The 19299-nt window shown below is 73.9% G+C and carries 7 protein-coding genes; 1 reads left to right on the forward strand and 6 read right to left on the reverse strand.

The features are described 5' to 3' along the window. Positions 1-91: 91 nt before the first annotated feature. Positions 92-865 (forward strand): maleylpyruvate isomerase family mycothiol-dependent enzyme, encoded by a 774-nt coding sequence (locus tag ACYVIP_RS12430; protein ID WP_460395434.1) that lies wholly within the window; start codon positions 92-94, stop codon positions 863-865. A gap of 20 nt (positions 866-885) precedes the next feature. Here the strand turns inward: ACYVIP_RS12430 and ACYVIP_RS12435 are convergent, their stop codons facing one another. The 6 genes from ACYVIP_RS12435 to ACYVIP_RS12460 all read right to left on the reverse strand — a co-directional run bounded on the left by ACYVIP_RS12435 (position 886) and on the right by ACYVIP_RS12460 (position 19022). Beyond that, entirely contained in the window at positions 886-1365 is a 480-nt protein-coding gene (locus tag ACYVIP_RS12435) for a hypothetical protein (RefSeq protein ID WP_460395436.1), read from the reverse strand. Between the two features lie 18 nt (positions 1366-1383). Continuing rightward, positions 1384-1566, reverse strand: coding sequence for a hypothetical protein (locus ACYVIP_RS12440; protein WP_460395438.1), 183 nt, complete (start codon positions 1564-1566; stop codon positions 1384-1386). 56 nt (positions 1567-1622) lie between these two features. After that, a complete protein-coding gene (locus tag ACYVIP_RS12445) occupies positions 1623-4148 on the reverse strand; it encodes a tetratricopeptide repeat protein (RefSeq protein ID WP_460395440.1) in 2526 nt (841 codons plus the stop codon). Positions 4149-4279: 131 nt separating this feature from the next. After that, positions 4280-5215: a threonine ammonia-lyase gene (locus ACYVIP_RS12450; RefSeq protein ID WP_460395442.1), complete on the reverse strand. Its 936-nt coding sequence runs from the start codon at positions 5213-5215 to the stop codon at positions 4280-4282. Between the two features lie 5 nt (positions 5216-5220). Continuing rightward, positions 5221-12150 carry a non-ribosomal peptide synthetase/MFS transporter gene (locus ACYVIP_RS12455; protein ID WP_460395444.1) on the reverse strand — a complete coding sequence of 2310 codons (6930 nt, stop codon included), beginning with the start codon at positions 12148-12150 and terminating at the stop codon, positions 5221-5223. Next, positions 12147-19022, reverse strand: a complete 6876-nt coding sequence (locus tag ACYVIP_RS12460) for an amino acid adenylation domain-containing protein (protein WP_460395446.1) — start codon at positions 19020-19022, stop codon at positions 12147-12149. The genes ACYVIP_RS12455 and ACYVIP_RS12460 overlap by 4 nt, the downstream gene beginning before the upstream one ends. Positions 19023-19299 lie beyond the last annotated feature (277 nt).

Raw genomic sequence — 19299 nt, forward strand, 5'->3', positions numbered from 1 at the left:
GGGGAAGGCGGTATCAGCGCCGCGGAGCCGGTGTGGTCGGTTCCGCGTTGATCAGCGGAACACAGGCGGTCGTTCCGGAGTTGCGCATGGCATGAGTCAACTCGTGGACCGCACGATCGCCGCCCTCCGTTCCGAGCACGACACGCTCGCCGGGCTTGCCACCACCTTCACCGACGACCAGCTGGCGGCCACCAGCGGCGCCGAGGAATGGACGGTCGCCCAGGTCCTGTCCCACCTCGGCAGCGGTGCGGAGATCGGTCGCGCGCCGATCGCCTCGGCCGCCGGAGAGACCGTGGCGGTCGAGGACAACCAGACGATCTGGGCCCGCTGGGACGCGTCCGCGCCGCGTACGCAGGCCGAGGGCTTCCTTGAGCACAACGGCCGCTGGCTCGACCTGGTCGAGGCGCTCACGCCGGAGCAGCGCTCCTCGCTGACCGTGGACCTCGGCTTCCTGCCGGAGCCGGTCCCGCTGCTGACCGCCCTTGGCATGCGACTCAGCGAGGTGGCCAACCACTCGTGGGACGTGCGGGTGGCCGTCGACCCCAGTGCCGGCGTGGACGCCGACTCGGCGGCGGTGCTCGTCGACCTCCTGGCCGGGCCGATGGGCTTCCTGTTGGGCTTCCTCGCGAAGCCGGCCGAGCTTCCGGACCCGGTGTCCGTCGCGATCCCCGGCGCCGGGCTGGTGATCGACGACGCGGTCACCGTGGTGGACCACCTCGAGTCACCGTCCGCGACGTTCAACGGGCCGGCGGAGGCGTTCGTCCGGCTGGTCAGCGGCCGGCTCAAGGCGCCGTACGCCAACGGCGTCACCGTCGAGGGCGGTGTCACGCTCGACGAGCTGCGTCGGGTGTTCCCCGGCTTCTGACCCAACCAGCGGTCGGGTCATCACCACCGGCGGTTCCACCGCGTCCGGTGCGCCGGCGTGCCGGTCCGGTAGACCTCGGGCCCGACCATGAGGGACGTGCCGTCGAAGTACGAATCATCGGTGGCTGTGGGGGTGGGCTCGGGGGCGGGGGTGTCGGTCGGGCCGGGCTGCTCGACGATCTCCCGCTCCCACTCCGACAGTCCCGCGACCAGGTCGTCGAGGCGCTGCTCCAGGGAACGTTCGTCGTCACCGTCCTCGATCGGGCCCAGCTCGCGCAACGACGTCATGGCCTTGGCCGCGCCCTCGGCGAACGTGTCGTGGTACGCGGAACTGGCCGCGGCCTCGCGCAGGGTCAGTCGACCGGCGCGGACGTCCCGGGCGATCTCGGCGAGAACCGGGTTCCCGCCCTTCTCCGCGGCCCGGAGCGCGAGGTCATCGAACTGCTGGAGCCGCACGGTCGGGAGCGGCTGCTTGACGATCATCTCGTCGGACACTGTCATCGCCTCCTGCACGCTGGATCACACGGCCTCGGCGGGGTGGTCGTACAGTCGACTCTTTCCTTCACCGGGGAGTTTTCGCAGCTCACACTTCGGGGCATCGTCCATGCTCATCGCCGCGATGACGGTCTCCGCCAACTTCACCTGTTGGATGATGACGATACCCAACGTGAAAACGGCTGCGACCAGGTCTTTTGCAGACATGGGGTCGTGGGATGGCTGGGGGGACGAACCGGCCTGGGTCGCGGATGTGCGACGCGTCAGCTCTGGCCGGCGACGAGACGCTCGCGGACCTCGACGGCCTCCGGCACGCCCATCTCGGTGAACGCGGCGTGCGCGGACTGCCAGTGTGTCCGCGCGGCGACCGGATCACCCTCGGCGAACAGCGCGTCGGCGAGTCCGTTGTGCGCTCTTGCCAGTTCGTAGCGGCTGTCCGCCCCGGTCGCCGAGTCGAGCAGCTGCCGCAGGCAGCGTACGGCGTCGGCGGCTCGCCCGGCGGCGAGCAGGGTCGCCGCCAGGTCGTTGCTCGCGGCCAGCGTTCCTTCCCTGCTGCCGAGCTGGCCTGCCAGGTCGATGGCCTGCCGGTGATGCGCCAACGCGTCGTCGAACCGTCCGGCCGCGACGGTGAGGACACCGAGATGGCTGAGCACCTTGCCCTCGTCGGCCCGGTTGTGTGTCTGCCTGGCCACGTCGAGTGCCTGCACGTACCAGGCCTGTGCGTCGGTGTCCTTTCCCATGCGCCAGAACGTGGTGCCGAGACCGTCCAGCGCCCGGCATTCACAGAGGTGGTCACCGACCGACCTGGTCACCTCAAGGGTCCTGGTCAGACTGTCGACGGCGGCGGAGTAGTTCCCCAGCCGCAGCTCGGCCAGGCCGATGTTGCACAACTGCCGTGCCCGAAAGGACTCGTTGTTCTTGGCGACCGCGAAGTCCATGGCCCGCCGGAAACAGGGCAACGCGGCGCGATAGTCACCGAGACTGGTCAACAGCAGGCCCACGTTGCCCGCCAGGTTGTCGGCGTAATCTGACTCGCCGGCGGCGGCGAACTCGCTGATCGCGTCCTCCAGGATGTCGAGTGCCTCAGCGGCCTTCCCCAGTTGCCAGTGGGTCATGGCCAGCCCGTTCAGCACATGCCCGCGTGCGGCGCCGGACGCGACCAGGATGGCGTTGCCGAACAGGGCGAGCGCGTCACTCACGTGCACCCGGGCCTCGAAATAGCTCATCATCACGCACGCGAGCCGGGTCACGTGCTCGGCGCGCCCCTCGGCCGGCGCCCACCCGGACGCGACGACGAGGTTGACCCGCTCGGTCTCCAGCCAGGCCATCGCCTCGTCCGCGCCGCCGAACGCGAGTCCCCGCACCGCGGGGCGGGGCAGGCCGGCCCACCGCTGCGCCTCGTGTGGGTAACAGGTGACGAGCGCGGCCCTGGTGGTGGCCAGCTGAAAGTCGAGCAGCCGAACCGCCGCGGCCCGGCGCACCCGAGCCTGGACGTCCTCCCGCACGCGTTTCTCGGCGAACACCCGGACCAGGTCGTGCAGTTCGAACCGGGCCGCCCGGGTGGCGACCATGTTGGCCGCCAACAGGTCGTCGAGTTGCCGACGGACGACGCCGACCTCGACGCCGGCCAGCGCCGCCGCCGCGTGCTCGTCGACATCGCGTCCCGAGTACAGGGCGAGCAACCCGAGCAGCACCCGGTCCGGCTCGGCCAACTCGTCGTAGGACGTACGCAACGCGACCTCGACCCCGTCGTCCAGCCGCAGCATGGTCCGCAGCTCGACCAGGCGGTCGCGGTGGTCGGCCATGGTCCACTCCCGTGAGGCGGCCAACCGGCGGGCCACCAGCGCGAGGGCCAACGGCAACCGGCCGACCAACTCGACGATGTCGGCCGCCTCGCCCCGCTCCGCGTCGACGCGCTCGGCGCCGACGCCGTCGCGGAGCAACTCCACCGACTCCCGCGGCGTGAACACCTCCAGCGCCACGTTCCCGGCCGCCCCCAACCCGACCAGGCGGCGCCTGCTGGTGACCAACACCAGGCAGCCATGGCCGGCCGGCAACAACGGCAGCACCTGGTCGACCGACGCCGCGTTGTCCAGCAGGACCAGTGCGCGCCGTCCGTCCAGCAGTCGGCGGAACAACGCGCTGCGGCCGGCGAGGGAGAGGCAGCCGATCTCGCCACCGGACACCCCGAGCCGGCGCAGAAAGCCGTCGAGGACCGCGGCCGGGTCCGCGGCGGGCCGATCCGCGTCGAAGCCGCGGAGGTTCACCACCAGCCGCACGTCGGTGAACCGGCCCCGCTCGGCCAGCAGCCGCGTGACCTCGCTGGCGAACCGGGTCTTGCCGACCCCGGCCATTCCGGAGATCACCCACACGCCGCTGTCGTCGGGCACCGCGCCCAGCACCTGGCGCAGTTGCGCCTGCCTGCCGACGAACCTGCCGACCCCGGCCGGCAGCTGGTCGGCCACGCCGATCACGGCCGCCTCGGTGGCGTTTCCGGTGATCACCCGGTGCGCCTGCCGCCATTCCGCCGCGACGTCCATGCCGAGCAGCACGGCCGCGATGTCGACGACCAGTTCGACGTCCATCCGCTTGCGTCCCGGCCGCAGGCAGCGGTACACCGTGTTGTAGACGGGCAGGTCGACCGTCCCTCTGGCCGTGCGCAGCCGCCGTACCCGCCGGTGCAGCTCGCGGTGGGTCAACCCCGCCCAGGCCAACGCCTGTCTCAGCCGCTGAGCCAGCTCGTCGTAGGACCGGGCGCCGACCGGACTCGGCGGCTGTTCCTCCGTCACGGGTGCTCCCTGGACACGTGAACCGACCCGGACCGGGATGCTGCCCGTCTGGTGACGCGCGGTTCAGCTGCTGCTCGACCTTAGCCGAGAACAACGACGAACCCGCAGGTCGGGCCGACGGTGGTCACCGGTCAGGGAACGCCCGCTCTCCGCGCCCCGGTGGGCGGCCGGCATGCCGGCGGGGCGACGTTGCCGCCGGACACGATCGCCACCGTGGCGCCACCGGACCGCCCGGTGAGGTGGGCGGCGGTCGCCACCGCGCCGCTTGGCTCGGCGAGCACGCCGAACCGGTCGGCCAGGAACGCCTGCGCGGCGACGATGCTGTCCTCCTCGACGGTGACGATGTCGTCCACCAGCGCCAGGACGTGCTGCCAGGCGAGCTCGCCGAGCACCGGGGCACGCAGCCCGTCGGCGATCGTGCGGTAGGTCCGCTCGACCGGCCACCGCACGAGCCTGCCGAGGCGCACCGACTCGGCCGCGTCCCCGGCGAGTGCCGGTTCCACGCCGACGACGCGGATGCCGGGGGAGACCGCCTTCACCGCGGCGGCGACCCCGGCGAGCAGGCCGCCGTTGCACACCGGCACCAGGACCGTGCGCACGTCCGGCAGGTCCGCGACGATCTCCGCGCCGACCGTGCCGTGCCCGGCGATCACGTCGAAGTCCGTGGACCCGACGACCGCCGCCCCGGTGCGCGCCGCCAGCTCCTCGGTGGTGGACGCGCGCAGCGCGGGCGGCACCACGACCACGTGCGCGCCGAGCGCGTGCACGGCGTCCACCTTCAGCGCGGGCGCGGTGTCGGGCAGGACGACCGTGGCGCGCAGGCCGTGCCGGGCGGCCGCGTAGGCCACCGCACGCCCGTGGTTGCCGGACGACTGCGCCAGGACGTGGTCCGCGGTGAGCCGGGCGACCGCGTTGAGCGCACCACGTGCCTTGAACGAGCCGGTCCGCTGCCGGTTCTCCGGCTTGAGCCAGAAACCGCCGCCACCCACCAGCGGTGTGCGGTGCACGGCGGGCCGGATCCGCTCGGCCGCGGCGCGGATGTCGGCCGAGGTGACCAGGGAGGGCATCGGCCTCACCGCGCCAGGTGCCGGTCGGCGAGCTCCTGCGTGCGGTCGAGGTCGGCGTCGAGCTCCGCCGGGGGAGCCGCGTCCGGCAGCAGGTCCTCGATGTCGTGCAGCGGCCGGTACCGCAGGCCGAGCACTCCCCACACCACCAGCACGACCCCGGAGACCACCATCAGCGTGGCGAACCCGCCGAGCCACTCCGCGAGCGGTCCCGCGGTCAGGAACCCGAGCGGCTGCATGGCCGTCGCCAGCATGACGTTGATCGCCAGCACCCGGCCCTGCAGCTGCTGGCCGACCTTGGTCTGGATGATGGACAGCCAGTGCGCGTTGCCGATGCTCATGCAGGCCAGCCGCACGAACAGGCCAGCCGCGACCACGATCACCGACGGCAACGCCCCCATCAGCAGCACCCCGATCCCGGAGCCGATGACGAACGCGATCATGCCGGTGGCGCGGCGCGCGGTGCCGCCCCAGGTGATCACGACGAGCGCGCCGACCGCCGCGCCGATCCCGCCGACGGCGCTGACCAACCCCAGCTCGCCGGTCGAGCCGATCGAGAGCACCAACGGGGTGAGCCCCACCCACATCACCGCGGTGAAGTAGTTGACCACCGCGAAGTAACCGATCATCACCAGCAGCGGCCGGCGGCGCACCACGAACTTCCACCCGCCGGTGACCGCCTTCATGAACGGCTCTGGCTGGGTGAAGAACATCCTGTCCGGGAACCGCACCGCCACCAGCGTGCCGACGCCGATCGCGAACGTGGCCACGTCGACCACGACGACCGCGGTCAGCCCGGACAGTCCCATGAGGACACCGCCGAGCACCGGCCCGAGGATGGTGCCCAGCCCGGCACCGATGTCGGCGAGCGCGTTGGCCTGCGGCAGGTACGGCTTGGGCACCAGCTGGGCGATGGCCGCCAGGTAGGCGGGCCGGTGGAACGCCGAGGCCACCGACATGACCCCGACGATCGCGCACACCGCCACCAGGTCGAGCCGTCCCAGCGCGACCAGCACGGCGAGCACGGCCATCGCGGCGCCGCTGGCCAGGTCGCAGCCCAGCATGATCCGTCTGCGGTCCACCCGGTCGGCGAGCGCGCCGCCGACCGGCGTCAGCAGCATGCTCGGCACGCGGGCGAGCAACACCACCAGCGCGAGGTCGATGACGCGACCGCTGCGCTGGTAGGCCCACACGCCGAGGGCGAACGCGCTCAGCTCGTTGCCGATCATGGACGCGGCCTGGCCACCGGCCACCGCGTAGAACGCGCGCAGCCCGCGCCGGGCCTCGGGAGCGGCGACCGGGACGTCGTCGACCCTGGGCGGCAGGTCACCGGCCGCCCAGCTGGTCAGCCGGTCTGCCAGCAGGGCGGCGACCTCGGCGGCCTGGTGGCGCAGGAAGTAGTGCCCGGCCCTTGGCAGCACGGCCAGCTCGACCCGGTCGGCGAACGCGCCCCATTCCCGGTACCGCTCCTGATACAGCTCGGTCGCGGGATCGCTCGACCCGACCACGCACAGCACCGGCGCCGTGAGCCGGGACTGGTGCTGCGCTCCGGGATCCAGTGCGCGGCCGAACCACGCCTGCGCCTGTCCGGCGTCGTGGCGCAGCGCACGCAGCATCGCCGCGCTCGCGGACTCGTCCATGTCGTCCAGTAGCCCGCCGGTGGCGCGCAGCGTGTCCCGGTAGAGCCGGTCGGCCACCCAGCGTTCGCGGGGGAACCGGCGTTGCAGCCAGGCCGACAGCCTGCCGGGCAGCCTGGCCGCCGGGAAGCTGCCCGCCACCACCACCCCGATGACGGTGCGGCCGTCGGCTTCGAGGCGGGCGGCGAGCGCGGTGGCCACCGCGGAGCCGACGCAGTGCCCGTACACCGCGACCGGGCCGGTGACGGTCCGGCCGATCTCGTCGGCCAGCAGGTCCACGACCTCGTCGACGGTGCGGAACGCCTCGTCCGGCCGGGCGACGTCGTGGCCGGGCAGCTCGACGGCGAGCACGTCGATGCTCGCGGTGGCGAGTTCGGTCGCGAGGGGCTGGAACACGGCGGCCGAACCACCGCCGTAGGGCACGCAGACCAGCGTCACGTCCGGGATGCCCGCGCGGGCGGGGGACAGGCGGTGGAGCAGGCGCCCGTCGCCGGTCGACTGCCCGGCGTCGAGGTGGACGGCCAGCTCGCGGACGGTCGGGTGCAGGAACAGGTCGATGACCCGCAGCTGCTCGTCGATCAGCCGGACCGCGCGGACCGCGGTGAAGGAATGCCCGCCGAGGGCGAAGAAGTCGTCATCGGCACGGACCTCGGGTACGTCGAGCACCTGTGCCCACACCTGTGCGATGTGCCGCTCGGTCGGCGTCTCCGGCGCGCGGGCCCCGGTCACCGGCACGGCGGCGCGCGCCGCCGTGGTCTCGGCGACCGGGTGGGACCGGTCGCGTGCCGGGCCGACCGTTGCCACTGGTTGGTCCACATTGGACAACAGGGCGGCCAGGAGTTCCTGGAAGCCGGCGGTGATCTCCTCGGCGGTGCTGGCGTCGAACAGGTCGGCCCGGTAGGCGAGGCCGCCGAGGTAGGTGTCACCGTCGTTGATGAGCACCATGCTGAGGTCGAACTTCACCTGCTCGCCCGAGGTTGGCGGTGCGCTCACCTCGACGCCGGGGATGCTCGGCGTCGTCGCTGGCTGGTCCAGCACGTTCAGCAGTACCTGGAAGATCGGGGTCGCGGCGACCGTCCGGTCCGGTCGCAGCCGCTCGATGATCCGGTCCAGGGTGGTCTCGGCGTGCGCGAACGCGCCGAGCACGGTCTCCCGTGCGCGGCCGAGCAGTTCCCGCACGGTCGGGTCGCCGCCGAGATCGGTGCGCAGCACCAGGGTGTTGACGAAACAGCCGACCGTCGACTCCACGTCGGGGTGGTGGCGGCCGGACTCCGGGACGCCGACCGCGACATCGGTGGTCCCGGCCAGCCTGCCGAGCAGTTCCTGCCAACAGGTCAGCAGCACGGTGAACGGCGTGACCCCGGCCTCGGCGGCGACCTGGCGCACCCGTGCGGTGAGCGTGCCGGGGAGGGCGAAGTCGACGTGGCCGCCGGACCAGTCGGCCACCGAGGGGCGTGGCCGGTCGGTCGGCAGCGTGAGCAGCGGCGGGAGCCCGGCGAGGCGGTCGCACCACCAGTCGAGGTCCTCGTCGCGCCGGCGACCGGCGAGCCAGGCGGTGTAGTCCGCGTACTGCACGGGCAGGGCCGCGTCCGGTGCCGACCCCGCGCGCCGGGCGGCGTAGGCGTCGGCGAGGTCGGTGCCGATGACGCCGCGGGACCAGTTGTCGGTCGCGATGTGGTGCACGGTGAGCGCGAGCACGTGCTCGTCGGCGGCGACCCGGAACAGCGTTGCCCGCAGCGGCGGCTCCCGGTCGAGCGCGAACGGCCGGGCCAACTCGGCCCGGCATGCCGCGGCCACCCGGTCCGCCGTTATGTCCACAATGGACACCGGGACGCGGTCCGCCGGTACCGGCACGGCCACCGGGTCGCCGTCGTGCTCCTCGATCACGCTGCGCAGCACGGCGTGCCGCGCGGCCACGTCCCGCACGGCCAGCGCCATCGCCGCGGTGTCCAGCGGTCCACGCAGGCGCAGGGTGAGGTCGGCGTGGTAGGCCGAACCGGGTTCGAACAGGTCGAGGAACCACAGCCGCGCCTGCGCGGACGACAGCGGCGCGGGTGCCTCGGGGTCCGGCCGCACGGGAATGGGCGCGCCGCCGAACACGCCGCCGGGGTCGGCGGCCAGCACGGCCGAGAGGTCGGCCAGCACCGGGTGCTCGAACACCGTGCGTACGGCCACGTCGCGGCGCAGCGCCTCACCCAGCCGCCCGGCCACCCGCACCGCCGCGAAGGAATGGCCGCCCACGGCGAAGAAGTCGTCGTCGGCCGCCACGTCCGCGATGCCGAGCACCTCGCCCCAGATCCGCGCCACGAGCCGCTCGGCCGGGGTGGCCACCGGCCGGCGCACGGCGGGTGGCGGGGCGGCCGCGTCGGGCAGCGCGGCACGGTCGATCTTGCCGTTCGCGTTGAGCGGCAACCGGTCCAGGACCGTGATCGACGTGGGCACCAGGTAGTCGGGCAGCCGGTCGCGCATCGTGCGCCGCACGGCCGCGACGTTCAGATCGGTGCCCTCGTCCGGCACCACCCACGCGGCGAGCCTGCGGTCCAGCCCGTCGCCGACCGGCAGCACCACCGCCTCCGCCACGTCGTCGACGTCGCGCAGAGCGGCGACGACCTCGCCCAGCTCCACCCGGTGGCCCCGCACCTTCACCTGGTCGTCGGCGCGGCCGAGGAACTGCACGGTCCCGTCGGCACGCACGCGCAGCAGGTCGCCGCTGCGGAAGCAGCGCACGCCGGTCCCCAGGGGGTCGGGCACGAACCGGGCCGCGGTCTGGGCGTCGTCGCCGAGGTAGCCACGGGTGATCTGCGGCCCGCCGATCACCAGCTCACCGGTCATCCCGGCGGGCACGACGGCGCCACGCGCGTCGACGAGCTGGCCGACGACGCCGGGCAGCGGCGTGCCGAGCGGCACGTATCCGGTGCGCTCGGCCGGCGGGACGGACGCGACGTCGCACGTCAGCGAGATCATCGTGCTTTCGGTGTGCCCGTAGTGGCTCTGCACCCGCAGGCCGGGGTCGGCCGCCTCGACCCGCTCGACCAGCGACCACGGGCACGCCTCACCGGCGAGGATCAGCAGCCGCCTCGGCAGCACCGCGGCGAGATCTCCGTGCCGGGCAAGGAGTTCCAGGTGGCTCGGCACGCACTTGAGCACGTCGACCGGGTGCTCGGCCAGGTACTCGGCGAAGGCCTGCGGGTCCATCGCGGTGTCCCGGTCGACCAGGTGCACGGTGCCGCCGGTGGTCAGCGCGCCGTACACGCAGGTGAGGCCGAAGTCGGCCGCCGGGGTGGAGACGACCGCGAACGACGTGCCGGCTACGTCGCCGAGCCGGGGCATCATGCCCGCCAGGTAGTGCGCGACGTTGCGGTGCTCGACCGCGACCCCCTTGGGCGCACCGGTCGAGCCGGACGTGAAGATCACGTGGATCAGGTCGTGCCCGGCGACCGGCACGTCCGGCCGGGTGGCGGGCTGGGTGGCGACCGCGTCGTCGACGGTCAGCACGGTGACGCCGGGGACGGTCACGTCGAGACCGGGCTCGGCCAGCAGGATCCGCGAGCCTGCGGTGGCCAGGATGGCGGCCACCCGCGCCGGTGGGTAGGTGGTGTCCATCGGCAGGTACGCGCCACCGGCCTTCATGACGCCCAGCACCGCGCACGCCACGTCCGTGCCCTGTTCGAGCAGCAGCCCGACCGGCTCGTCGGCCCGCACGCCCAGCGCCCGCAGCCGATGCGCGAGCCGGTTGGCGCGTTCGTCGAGCCGCCGGTAGGTGAGCGCGCCGGTCGCACCGACCACCGCGACCCGGTCCGGGCAGCGGTCGGCGGTGTCCTCGATCAGCGTGTGCACCGGGCGGTGCGCGGTCTGTTCCGGTGCCGGCCCCGCCAGTACCGGGCCGGTCACCACCTCGACGGGCACCTCGGCGACCGGCCGGTCCAGGTCGGCGGTGATCCCGTCGACGAGCGTGACGAACCAGCGGGCGATCCGCGCCGCGGTGCCGCGGTCGAACAGGTCGGTGCGGTAGGCCAGGCCGCCGCGGTAGCCATCGCCCGACCGCGACAGCGCGAGGGTCAGGTCGAACTTGACGGTGCGCATCGCCGGTTCGCTGACCCGCGCGGTCAGCCCGGGCAGCTCGGGTGGCCGCCCTTCGTCGTCGAGCACGTTGAGCATCACCTGGAAGACCGGTGAGGCGTCGAGTCCGCGCCGCGGCGCGACCCGCTCCACGATCCGCTCGAACGCCACGTCGGTGTGCGCGAACGCGTCGAGCGTCGTGTCCCTGGCGGCGGCGAGCAGTTCACGGCCGGTGGTCGCCTCGGCCAGGTCGGTGCGCAGTACCAGCGTGTTGACGAAGCAGCCGACGACCCGTTCGGCGTCGGGGTGGCGCCGGCCGGACTCGGGGACACCCACCGGCACGTCGGTGGTCCCGGCCAGCCTGCCGAGCAGGGTCTGCCAGCACGCCAGGAACACCATGAACGGGGTGACACCGGTGGTGCGGCCGATCTCGCGCAACCGCGCGGTCAGCGCGGCGGGCACCTCGACGTCGATCTCGGCGCCCTGGTCCCCGGCCACGACCGGACGGGGCCGGTCGGTCGGCAGCTCCAGCACCGGTGGCAGCCCGGCGAGCCGCGCGCACCACCAGTCCAGGTCGGCGTCGGCGGTATCCGGCCGGGAACGCTGCCAGGCCACCAGGTCCGCGTACTGGAGCGCGGGCGGCGGCGGCACGTCGCGCAGGCCGAGGCGGGCGGCATAGCAGGCGGCGAGGTCGTCGAGCACGACCGCGGCCGACGGGGCGTCCATCGCGATGTGGTGGAACGTCAACGCCAGCACCCGCCGGCCGGCGGTGACCCGGAACAGCACGGCCCGCATCGGTGGCGCCTCGTCGAGCGCGAAGGGCCGGGCGGCCTCGGCGGCCACCGCCGCGTCCAGCTCCGCCGCCGTGAGGTCCACTGTGGACAACGGGACGGGTGGCCCGGCGCACCGCATCGGCTCGCCGTCGACCTCCCGGTACACGCCGCGCAGCACGTCGTGGCGGTCGGCGACGTCACCGACCGCGGCCAGCAGCGCGGTGTCGTCGGCCTCCCCGGTCAGCTCGAGCACGATCGGCAGGTTGTAGGCGTGGCCGCCGGGTTCGAAGCGGGCCAGGAACCACAACCTGGCCTGCGCGGACGACAGCGGCACCGGTGTCCCGTCGCGGGGGAGGCGGGGGATCGCGGGCACCGCGACGGGGGCGGCGCCGCGCAGTGCGGCGGCGGCGCGGCGGGCAAGCAGCTCGCGCGTGCGCCGCTGTGCGGGAGTGACCAGCGAGTCCGTCATGCCAGGCTCCCCGTCGGGACGACACCGAGGTCGTCGGTGTCGTCAGCGTCGTCGGCCAGCGCCGTCAGCGCGATCCGTTCCAGTTCCGCCGCGAACTCCCGCAGCACCGGCCGGTCGAACAGGCTCCGCACCGGGATCGGGAACCCGAGCGCCTCGCCGAGGCGACCGACGACCTTGGTCGCGGCGAGCGAATGGCCGCCCAGTCCGAAGAAGTTGTCCAGCGCGCCGACCTGCCCTCGGCCGAGCACCTCGGCCCAGGTCATCGCCACGAGCTCCTCGACCGCCGATGCCAGCGGACTGTCCGCCCGCGCCGGTGCCGATGGCGCGGGCAGCGCGGCCCGGTCCACCTTGCCCGTCGCGGTGGTGGGGAACGCGTCGAGTGGCAGCCACCGGTGCGGTACCGCGTAGTCGGGTAATCGTCCGCGCAGTGCGGCCGCCACCGCCTCGGTGTCCACAGTGGACGGGGTGAGGTAGCCGACGAGGTGTGGTTCGCCTTCGGTGGCACGCACCACGACCACCGCGTCGGTCACCCCGGCCACGGTGCGCAGTACGTGTTCCACCTCGCCGAGCTCCACCCGGTTGCCGCGGATCTTCACCTGGTGGTCGGCGCGGCCGTGGAACTCCAGCTCGCCGTCGGCGCGCCAGCGGACCAGGTCACCGGTGCGGTAGCAGCGGGTCCCGTGCACCGGGTCGGTGCCGAACGCGGCCGCGGTCAGCTCCGGGCGGTCCCGGTAGCCCGGTGTCACGCCGGCGCCGCCGACGCACAGCTCGCCGACCGCGCCGGGCAGCGCGGCCTGGCCGAACGGGTCGACCACCGTGAGCAGCGTGCCCGGGAGCGGTCCGCCGATCGGCACCGGCCGGTCGGCCGCGAGGTCGGCGGTGGTCACCAGGTGGGTGGTCGCGGTGATGGTCGTCTCCGTTGGGCCGTAGCAGTTGCGCAGGCTCGCGACCCTGGCGGTGATCTGCCGCGCCAGTGCGCCGTCGAGGGCTTCGCCGCCGGCGAGCACGTGCAGTCCCGGCAGGTCGGGCAGTCCGGCGGCGACGAGCATCCGCAGCGTGGTCGGCGTCGGGTTGAACCGGGTCGCGCTGGTCGCGACGAGCCGCTGGACCAGCGCGTGCCCGTCGACGGCACAGTCCCGGTCGGCGATCGCGCAGTGCGCGCCCGCACTCAGCGTCGTCCAGATCTCGCCGGTGGCCGTGTCGAACACCAGCGGTGCGACCGCCAGCCAGGTGTCCGCCTGCCGCACGTCGGTGACCTCGCGGAACGCGTGGACCAGCGCGGCGAGGTTGGCGTGCGTGACCGCAACGCCCTTCGGCCTGCCGGTCGACCCGGACGTGTAGATGACGTAGGCGAGGTCCTGCGGGCTCGGCTCCCGCGGCGCGAGTGCGGTCGTGGTGGGGGCGTCGAGGTCCACGACGGTCAGGTGCGCCAGCGCGGCGCGGGCCACCTCCAGCGCCTGGCCGCGGGCCGCGACGACCCGTACCCCGGCGTCGGCGGCCAGCGCCGCGATCCGGTCGGCGGGCTGGCCGGGGTCCAGCGGCAGGTACGCGCCGCCTGCCCGCCACACCGCGAGCAGCCCGGCTGGCAGGTACTCGTCGCGGGGCAGACAGACCCCGACCACGTCACCGGTGGCGACACCGGCGGCGAGCAGACCACCGGCCGCCCTCGCCGACCACCCGGCCAGGTCCGCATAGGACAGTCGCCCGGTTGGCGAGGACGTGGCCACCGCGGCCGGCCGCTGCGCGAGCACGTCGGCGACCACGGTTCGGTTGGCGGGCAACGGTTCCCCGGTGCCCCAGGCGATCAGTGCGGCGCGTTCGGTCTCGTCGAGAATGTCCAGTGTGGACAGAGGGACGTCCGGGGCGGCGGTGAGCCGGTCGACGAGGGTGCCGTACCAGCGGGCCCAGCGTTGGATCGTGCTCCGGTCGAACAGGTCGGTGCGGAACACGAGCGAGCCGGCACAGCCGTCCCCGGCGTCGGTGAGTTCCAGGTTCAGGTCGTACAGCGCCGTGGTGGCCGGCTGCGGCAGCACCGCGACGGCCAGGTCGCCGAGTGTCGCGGTCGCCGGCTCGTCGAGGACGTTCATCATCACCTGGCACACCGGGGTGCTCGCCGGGTCCCGCTCCGGCGCGAGCCGGTGCACGACCTCGTCGAAGGGCACCTCCGCGTGCGCGAACGCGTCGAGCACGGCGCCACGCGTCCTGGCCACCAGGTCGCGGCCCGACCCGACGTCGGCCGGCAGCTCGGCGCGGACGGCCACGGTGTTGACGAAGAAGCCGACCAACTCGTCCTGCTCGGCGGTGCGGCGACCGCTGTGCGGTACCGCGACCGCGAAGTCGGTGACCCCGGCCAGCCGGGCGAGCAGCAGTTGCCAGGCCGCGAACAGCACCGTGAACGGGGTGGTCCCGGCCGCGCTCGCCAGGTCCCGGACCCGGCCGACGACCGCCGAGGGCAGTCGCAGGCCGACCTCGCCCGCGGTCCAGTCGGCGACGGCGGGGCGGGGACGGTCGGTCGGCAGCCGCAACGCGGGCAGGTCCGCGAGCCGCCGCGCCCACCAGTCGAGTCCCGCACCCCGGTGCTGCGTGCGCTCCCACGCGGCGTGGTCGGCGCACTGGAGTGCCGGTGGCGGCGGCCAGTCGTCGGGTGCCAAGCGGTACAACAGGTCCATTTCGGACAGCAGGATTCGCTGGGACACCGCGTCGGTCGCGATGTGGTGACAGGTGAGCGCCAGTACATGGTGGTCCGGTGCGAGCCGGAACAGCACCGCGCGCAGTGGCGGCGCCGCGTCCAGTACGAACGGCCGCGCGATCTCGGCGGCCACCTCCTCGGCCAGCTCCGATTCCGTCACGTCCACAGTGGACAGAGGAACGGCGGCGGCCGGTCCGGGGAGTGCGACCGGTTCCCCGTCGACCTCGGCGAACCGGCTGCGGAGCACGTCATGGCGCGCCGCGAGCCCGCGAACCGCCAGGTACAGCCGTGACTCGTCCAGCTCGCCCCGGATGCGCAGCACCGTGGGGGAGTTGTAGGCGGCGCTGCCCGGATCGAGCGCCGCGGCGAACCACAGCCTGCGCTGCGCGGACGACAGCGGCGCGGGCGCGGCCGGATCCGCACGCGCGACGAGCGGCCGGTCCGCACCGGTGGACTCCTCGGCGATTCGCGCGGTGAAGTCGGCGAGCACCGGGTGGTCGAACAGGGTCCGTACCGTGATCCGGCGGCCCAGTCGCGCGTGCAGCAGGCCGACCACGCGGGTCGCCGCCAGCGACCGGCCGCCGAGCGCGAAGAAGTCGCTGTCCGGGCCGATCCTGTCGACCCGCAGGCACGTCCGCCACACCTGCGCGACGGCCGCCTCGGCGGCCGACAGCGGCGCGGCCGCGGCCGGGTCGGCGACAGGTGCTGGCGGGAGCCCGCGCCGGTCGAGCTTTCCGTTGGGCAGCAAGGGGAGCGTGTCCAGCGTGCGCCACGCGCTCGGCACCATGTATGCGGGCAGCAGCCGCCGCGCCTGGCGTCCGACGGCCGCCGCGTCGACGGACGCGGGGGTGAGATAGCCGACCACGTGGGCGTCCACGCCGTCCTCGGCCACCACCACCGCCGCGTCGTCCACACCGGACAGTCCACGCAGTACCGACTCGACCTCGCCGAGTTCGAACCGGTTGCCCCGCACCTTCACCTGGCCGTCGGCGCGGCCGAGGAACTCAAGCGTCGCGTCCGGACGCCACCGGACCAGGTCACCGGTGCGGTAACAGCGCTCGCCCGGCCGCACGGGGTCGGCGACGAACGCGGCCGAGGTCAGCTCGGGCCGTGCCCGGTAGCCGGTCGCCACGCCGGTGCCGCCGATCCACAGCTCGCCGACGGCGCCGGGCGGTGCGAGCCGGTCCGCCTCGTCCACCACGTACAGCCGGACGCCGGGTATCGGCGAGCCGATCGGCACGCGTGCGTGCTCGTCGCCGACGACCCGGTGCATGGCCGCCGAGACCGTGGTCTCGGTCGGGCCGTAGCCGTTCCACAGCTCGGCGACCAGCGGTCGTACCGTCGCGGCGAGGTCCGGGTCGAGCACCTCGCCACCGAGCATCAGCCGCAGCCCGGGGGCGCCCGGCCAGCCGGCGGCGAGCAGTATCCGCATGCTCGTCGGCGTAAGTTCGGCGACAGTGACCCCGCTCTCGGCGATCCGCCGCGCGAGCTGGTGGCCGTCGACGGCGCAGTCGCGGTCGGCGACGACGCAGCGGGCACCGGTGACGAGGGGCCACCACAGTTCCTCGGCGGACACGTCGAACGCGAGCGGCGCGAGCGCGAGCATCGCGTCGTTCGGTGTCATGCCGGGGCGGCGCGCCCGGGAGCGGACGAACGCGTGCAGGTTCGCGTGGCTGACCTCGACGCCCTTGGGCCGCCCCGTCGAGCCGGACGTGTACAGCACGTAGGCCAGCGCGTCACCCGCTGGCAGCACCGGCGCGAACGCCACGCCGTCGACTCTCTCGTCCGCGCTCTCGTCCGCACTGACCACGCGCAGGCCGGGCACCGCGTCGGCGACCGCCGTCGCCACCGGCAGCGCCGCGCCGCGCGTGAGCACGGCCCGCGGGCCGGCCTCGCCCGCGAGCTGGACCAACCGCGCCACCGGCTGCTCGGTGTCGAGCGGAAGATACGCCGCACCTGCCCGCCACACGGCCAACAGCGCCGCGGGCAGGAACTCGTCGCGCGGCAGGCACACCCCAACCGTGTCCCCGGCCGCCACCCCGGACGCGTGGAGTACCCGAGCGATCCAGTCGGCGTGGCCGACCAGTTCCGCGTACGTGAGCTGCCCACCCGCCGAGGACACCGCGATCGCGTCCGGTGTCCTGGACGCGGTGCGCCAGACCGCGTCCGGCACGTCGCGCGCGTCCAGCGCGGGCAGCCCGGGGCCGGTGCCCCACCGGGTCAACTCGGTGAGTTCCCGGTCCGCCACCAGGTTCAGCGCGGACAGTGGAGTGTCCGGTGTGGACACCACGGTGTGCAGCAGGTGCAGCAGGGAACGGGTGAACCAGCGGGCGCGGGCGGGGGAGATCCACGACGGGTCGTGCTCGACGATCAGCTCGGCGCCGTCGACGTGGGTGTTCACGAACACCGTCAGCGGGTTGTGGCTGCCGCCGGTCGGTAACTCGCCGAGCAGGTCGAGCCGGGTGCCCGGTCCGTGCACCGACATCGGCAGGCCGTCGGGCTGCACCGCGATCGACACGGGCGTGAGCGGCACCCCGGCTGGCCGGTCGCCGTCCCACAGGCCGGCGAGCTCACCGCCGGGCAGACCGCCGTGGTCGAGGGCGCGCACCGCCGAGGACATGGTCGTGCGCAGCAGATCGCGGACCGAGGTGTCCGGCGTGAGCCGCAACCGGACCGGCAGCACGTCGGCCAGCGGCCCGACGGTGTGCTCGACCTCGGGCAGGTCCCGTCGCGCGACCGCCATCCCCAACAGCACGTCCTGGCCGCGCACCAGCTCACCGACCAGCACCCCCAGCGCCGACAGGTACACCGCGAACGGCGTCACCCCGGCCGACTCGGCGAGCGCGCGCACCGCCGACCACAGCGACCCGGGCAGCGGCCTGCTGATCCGCTCCCCGAGGAACCGCTGGGCACCGTGCGCGGCGCGGTCGAACAGCGCGTCCGGCGGAGTCGCCCCAGCCAGCGCGTCCGACCAGTACGCCACCAGCCGGTTCCGTTCGCCCGGCACGTCCGCGAGCGCGCGTTCCCGCAGCGCCACCGCCCCGACCTGCGCGAAGGACGCCGTTGGCGTGCCGGCCAGTTCGGCCATGAGCACGCCGACGGACGCGCCGTCCGTGGCGATGTGGTCGGACACGACGACCAGGTCGGCCACGTCGTCGGCGAGCCGGAGCACCGTGATCCGCAACAGGGGCGTGTCCGTGGTGAGGTCGAACGCGTGCCGGGCGGCGGCCCCGGCCAGTTCCCCGGCCCGGCGGTCCGTGTCGGCCAGCCCGCGCAGGTCGTGCACGTCCACCGGTACCCGCACCGGCGGGCCGACCACCATGACCGGTTCGCCGTCGCGGTCGCCGATCCGGCCGCGCAGCACCTCGTGCCGCGCCACGATCGCGTCCGCGGCGTCGCGCAGCGCGGGCACCGACACCGGACCGTGCAGCCGCAGCCGCCAGGCGACGGTCGTCGCGGTGCCGGTCGAGCCGAGCTGGGCGAGTGTCCACAGGTCCCGCTGCGTGCCGGTCAGTGGGTAGGTCTCGCGGCCCAGGCCCGCCGCGGCCGGCCCGTCCCGCAGGGTGTCCGCGAGTGCCAGGCTCCCGCCGGTGACCAGCGGCGCGAACACCTCGGCGACGGACGCGCCGAGCACGCCACGCGACTCGTCGCCGGGGGTCGCCCCCGCCAGCACGTCGCGGTGCGCCACCTGGACGCCGCTCGCCCGGCCGGTGGCGCCGGACGGGTAGCTCACGTACGCGAGGTCCGTGCCGGCACCCCGCACGCCCGGAGCGGTCGTGCGGGCGCGGTCGACGTCCCCGACGGCCAGCGCCGGCACGTCCGCGAGCGCGGCCGGACCCGCGTCGTCCACCACCACCAGCGACAGCCCGGCGTCGGGGACGATCGACGTGCCGTGCGTCGGGGGAGCGTCCGGGTCCAGCAACACGAAGGCGCACCCCGCCTTCAACACCCCGAGCAGCGCGGGCACCAGCCACCGGCCGCGGCGCAGGCACACACCGACCAGGTCACCCCGGGTCACCCCGCGATCGAGCAGGGCGTGCGCGACCGCGTTCGCGGCCGCGTCCAGCTGGGCGTAGGTCAGCCGCTCGTCGCCGGCGACCAGCGCACAGCGATGGGGTGTCCTGCTCGCCTGCTCCTCGAACGCCTCGTGTACCCGGTCGAACACATCCAGATCCGCTCGCAACCCGCTGAACCCCTCATGACACGTCCGGACATCCGGACATCCGCCGTGGCCGTGTGATCCGACCGCGCTCGATGTTGCTGATGCCCCCATGCCGTCAGCCCGGCGCGTCTCACCAGCGACAACGTCGGCCGGCGGTCCGCTTTCCGCATGGTAGAGCGCACTGTGCCAAAAGGAGTGTGGTTTGCCGACGATTCTGATCGAAGTTGTTCGAACGCCGGACGCCTGCTCACACTCAGTCCGCGGTCCCTCTCTCTCGGACACCCCCGCCGTGGAATCA

Source organism: Actinophytocola sediminis (assembly GCF_054779715.1).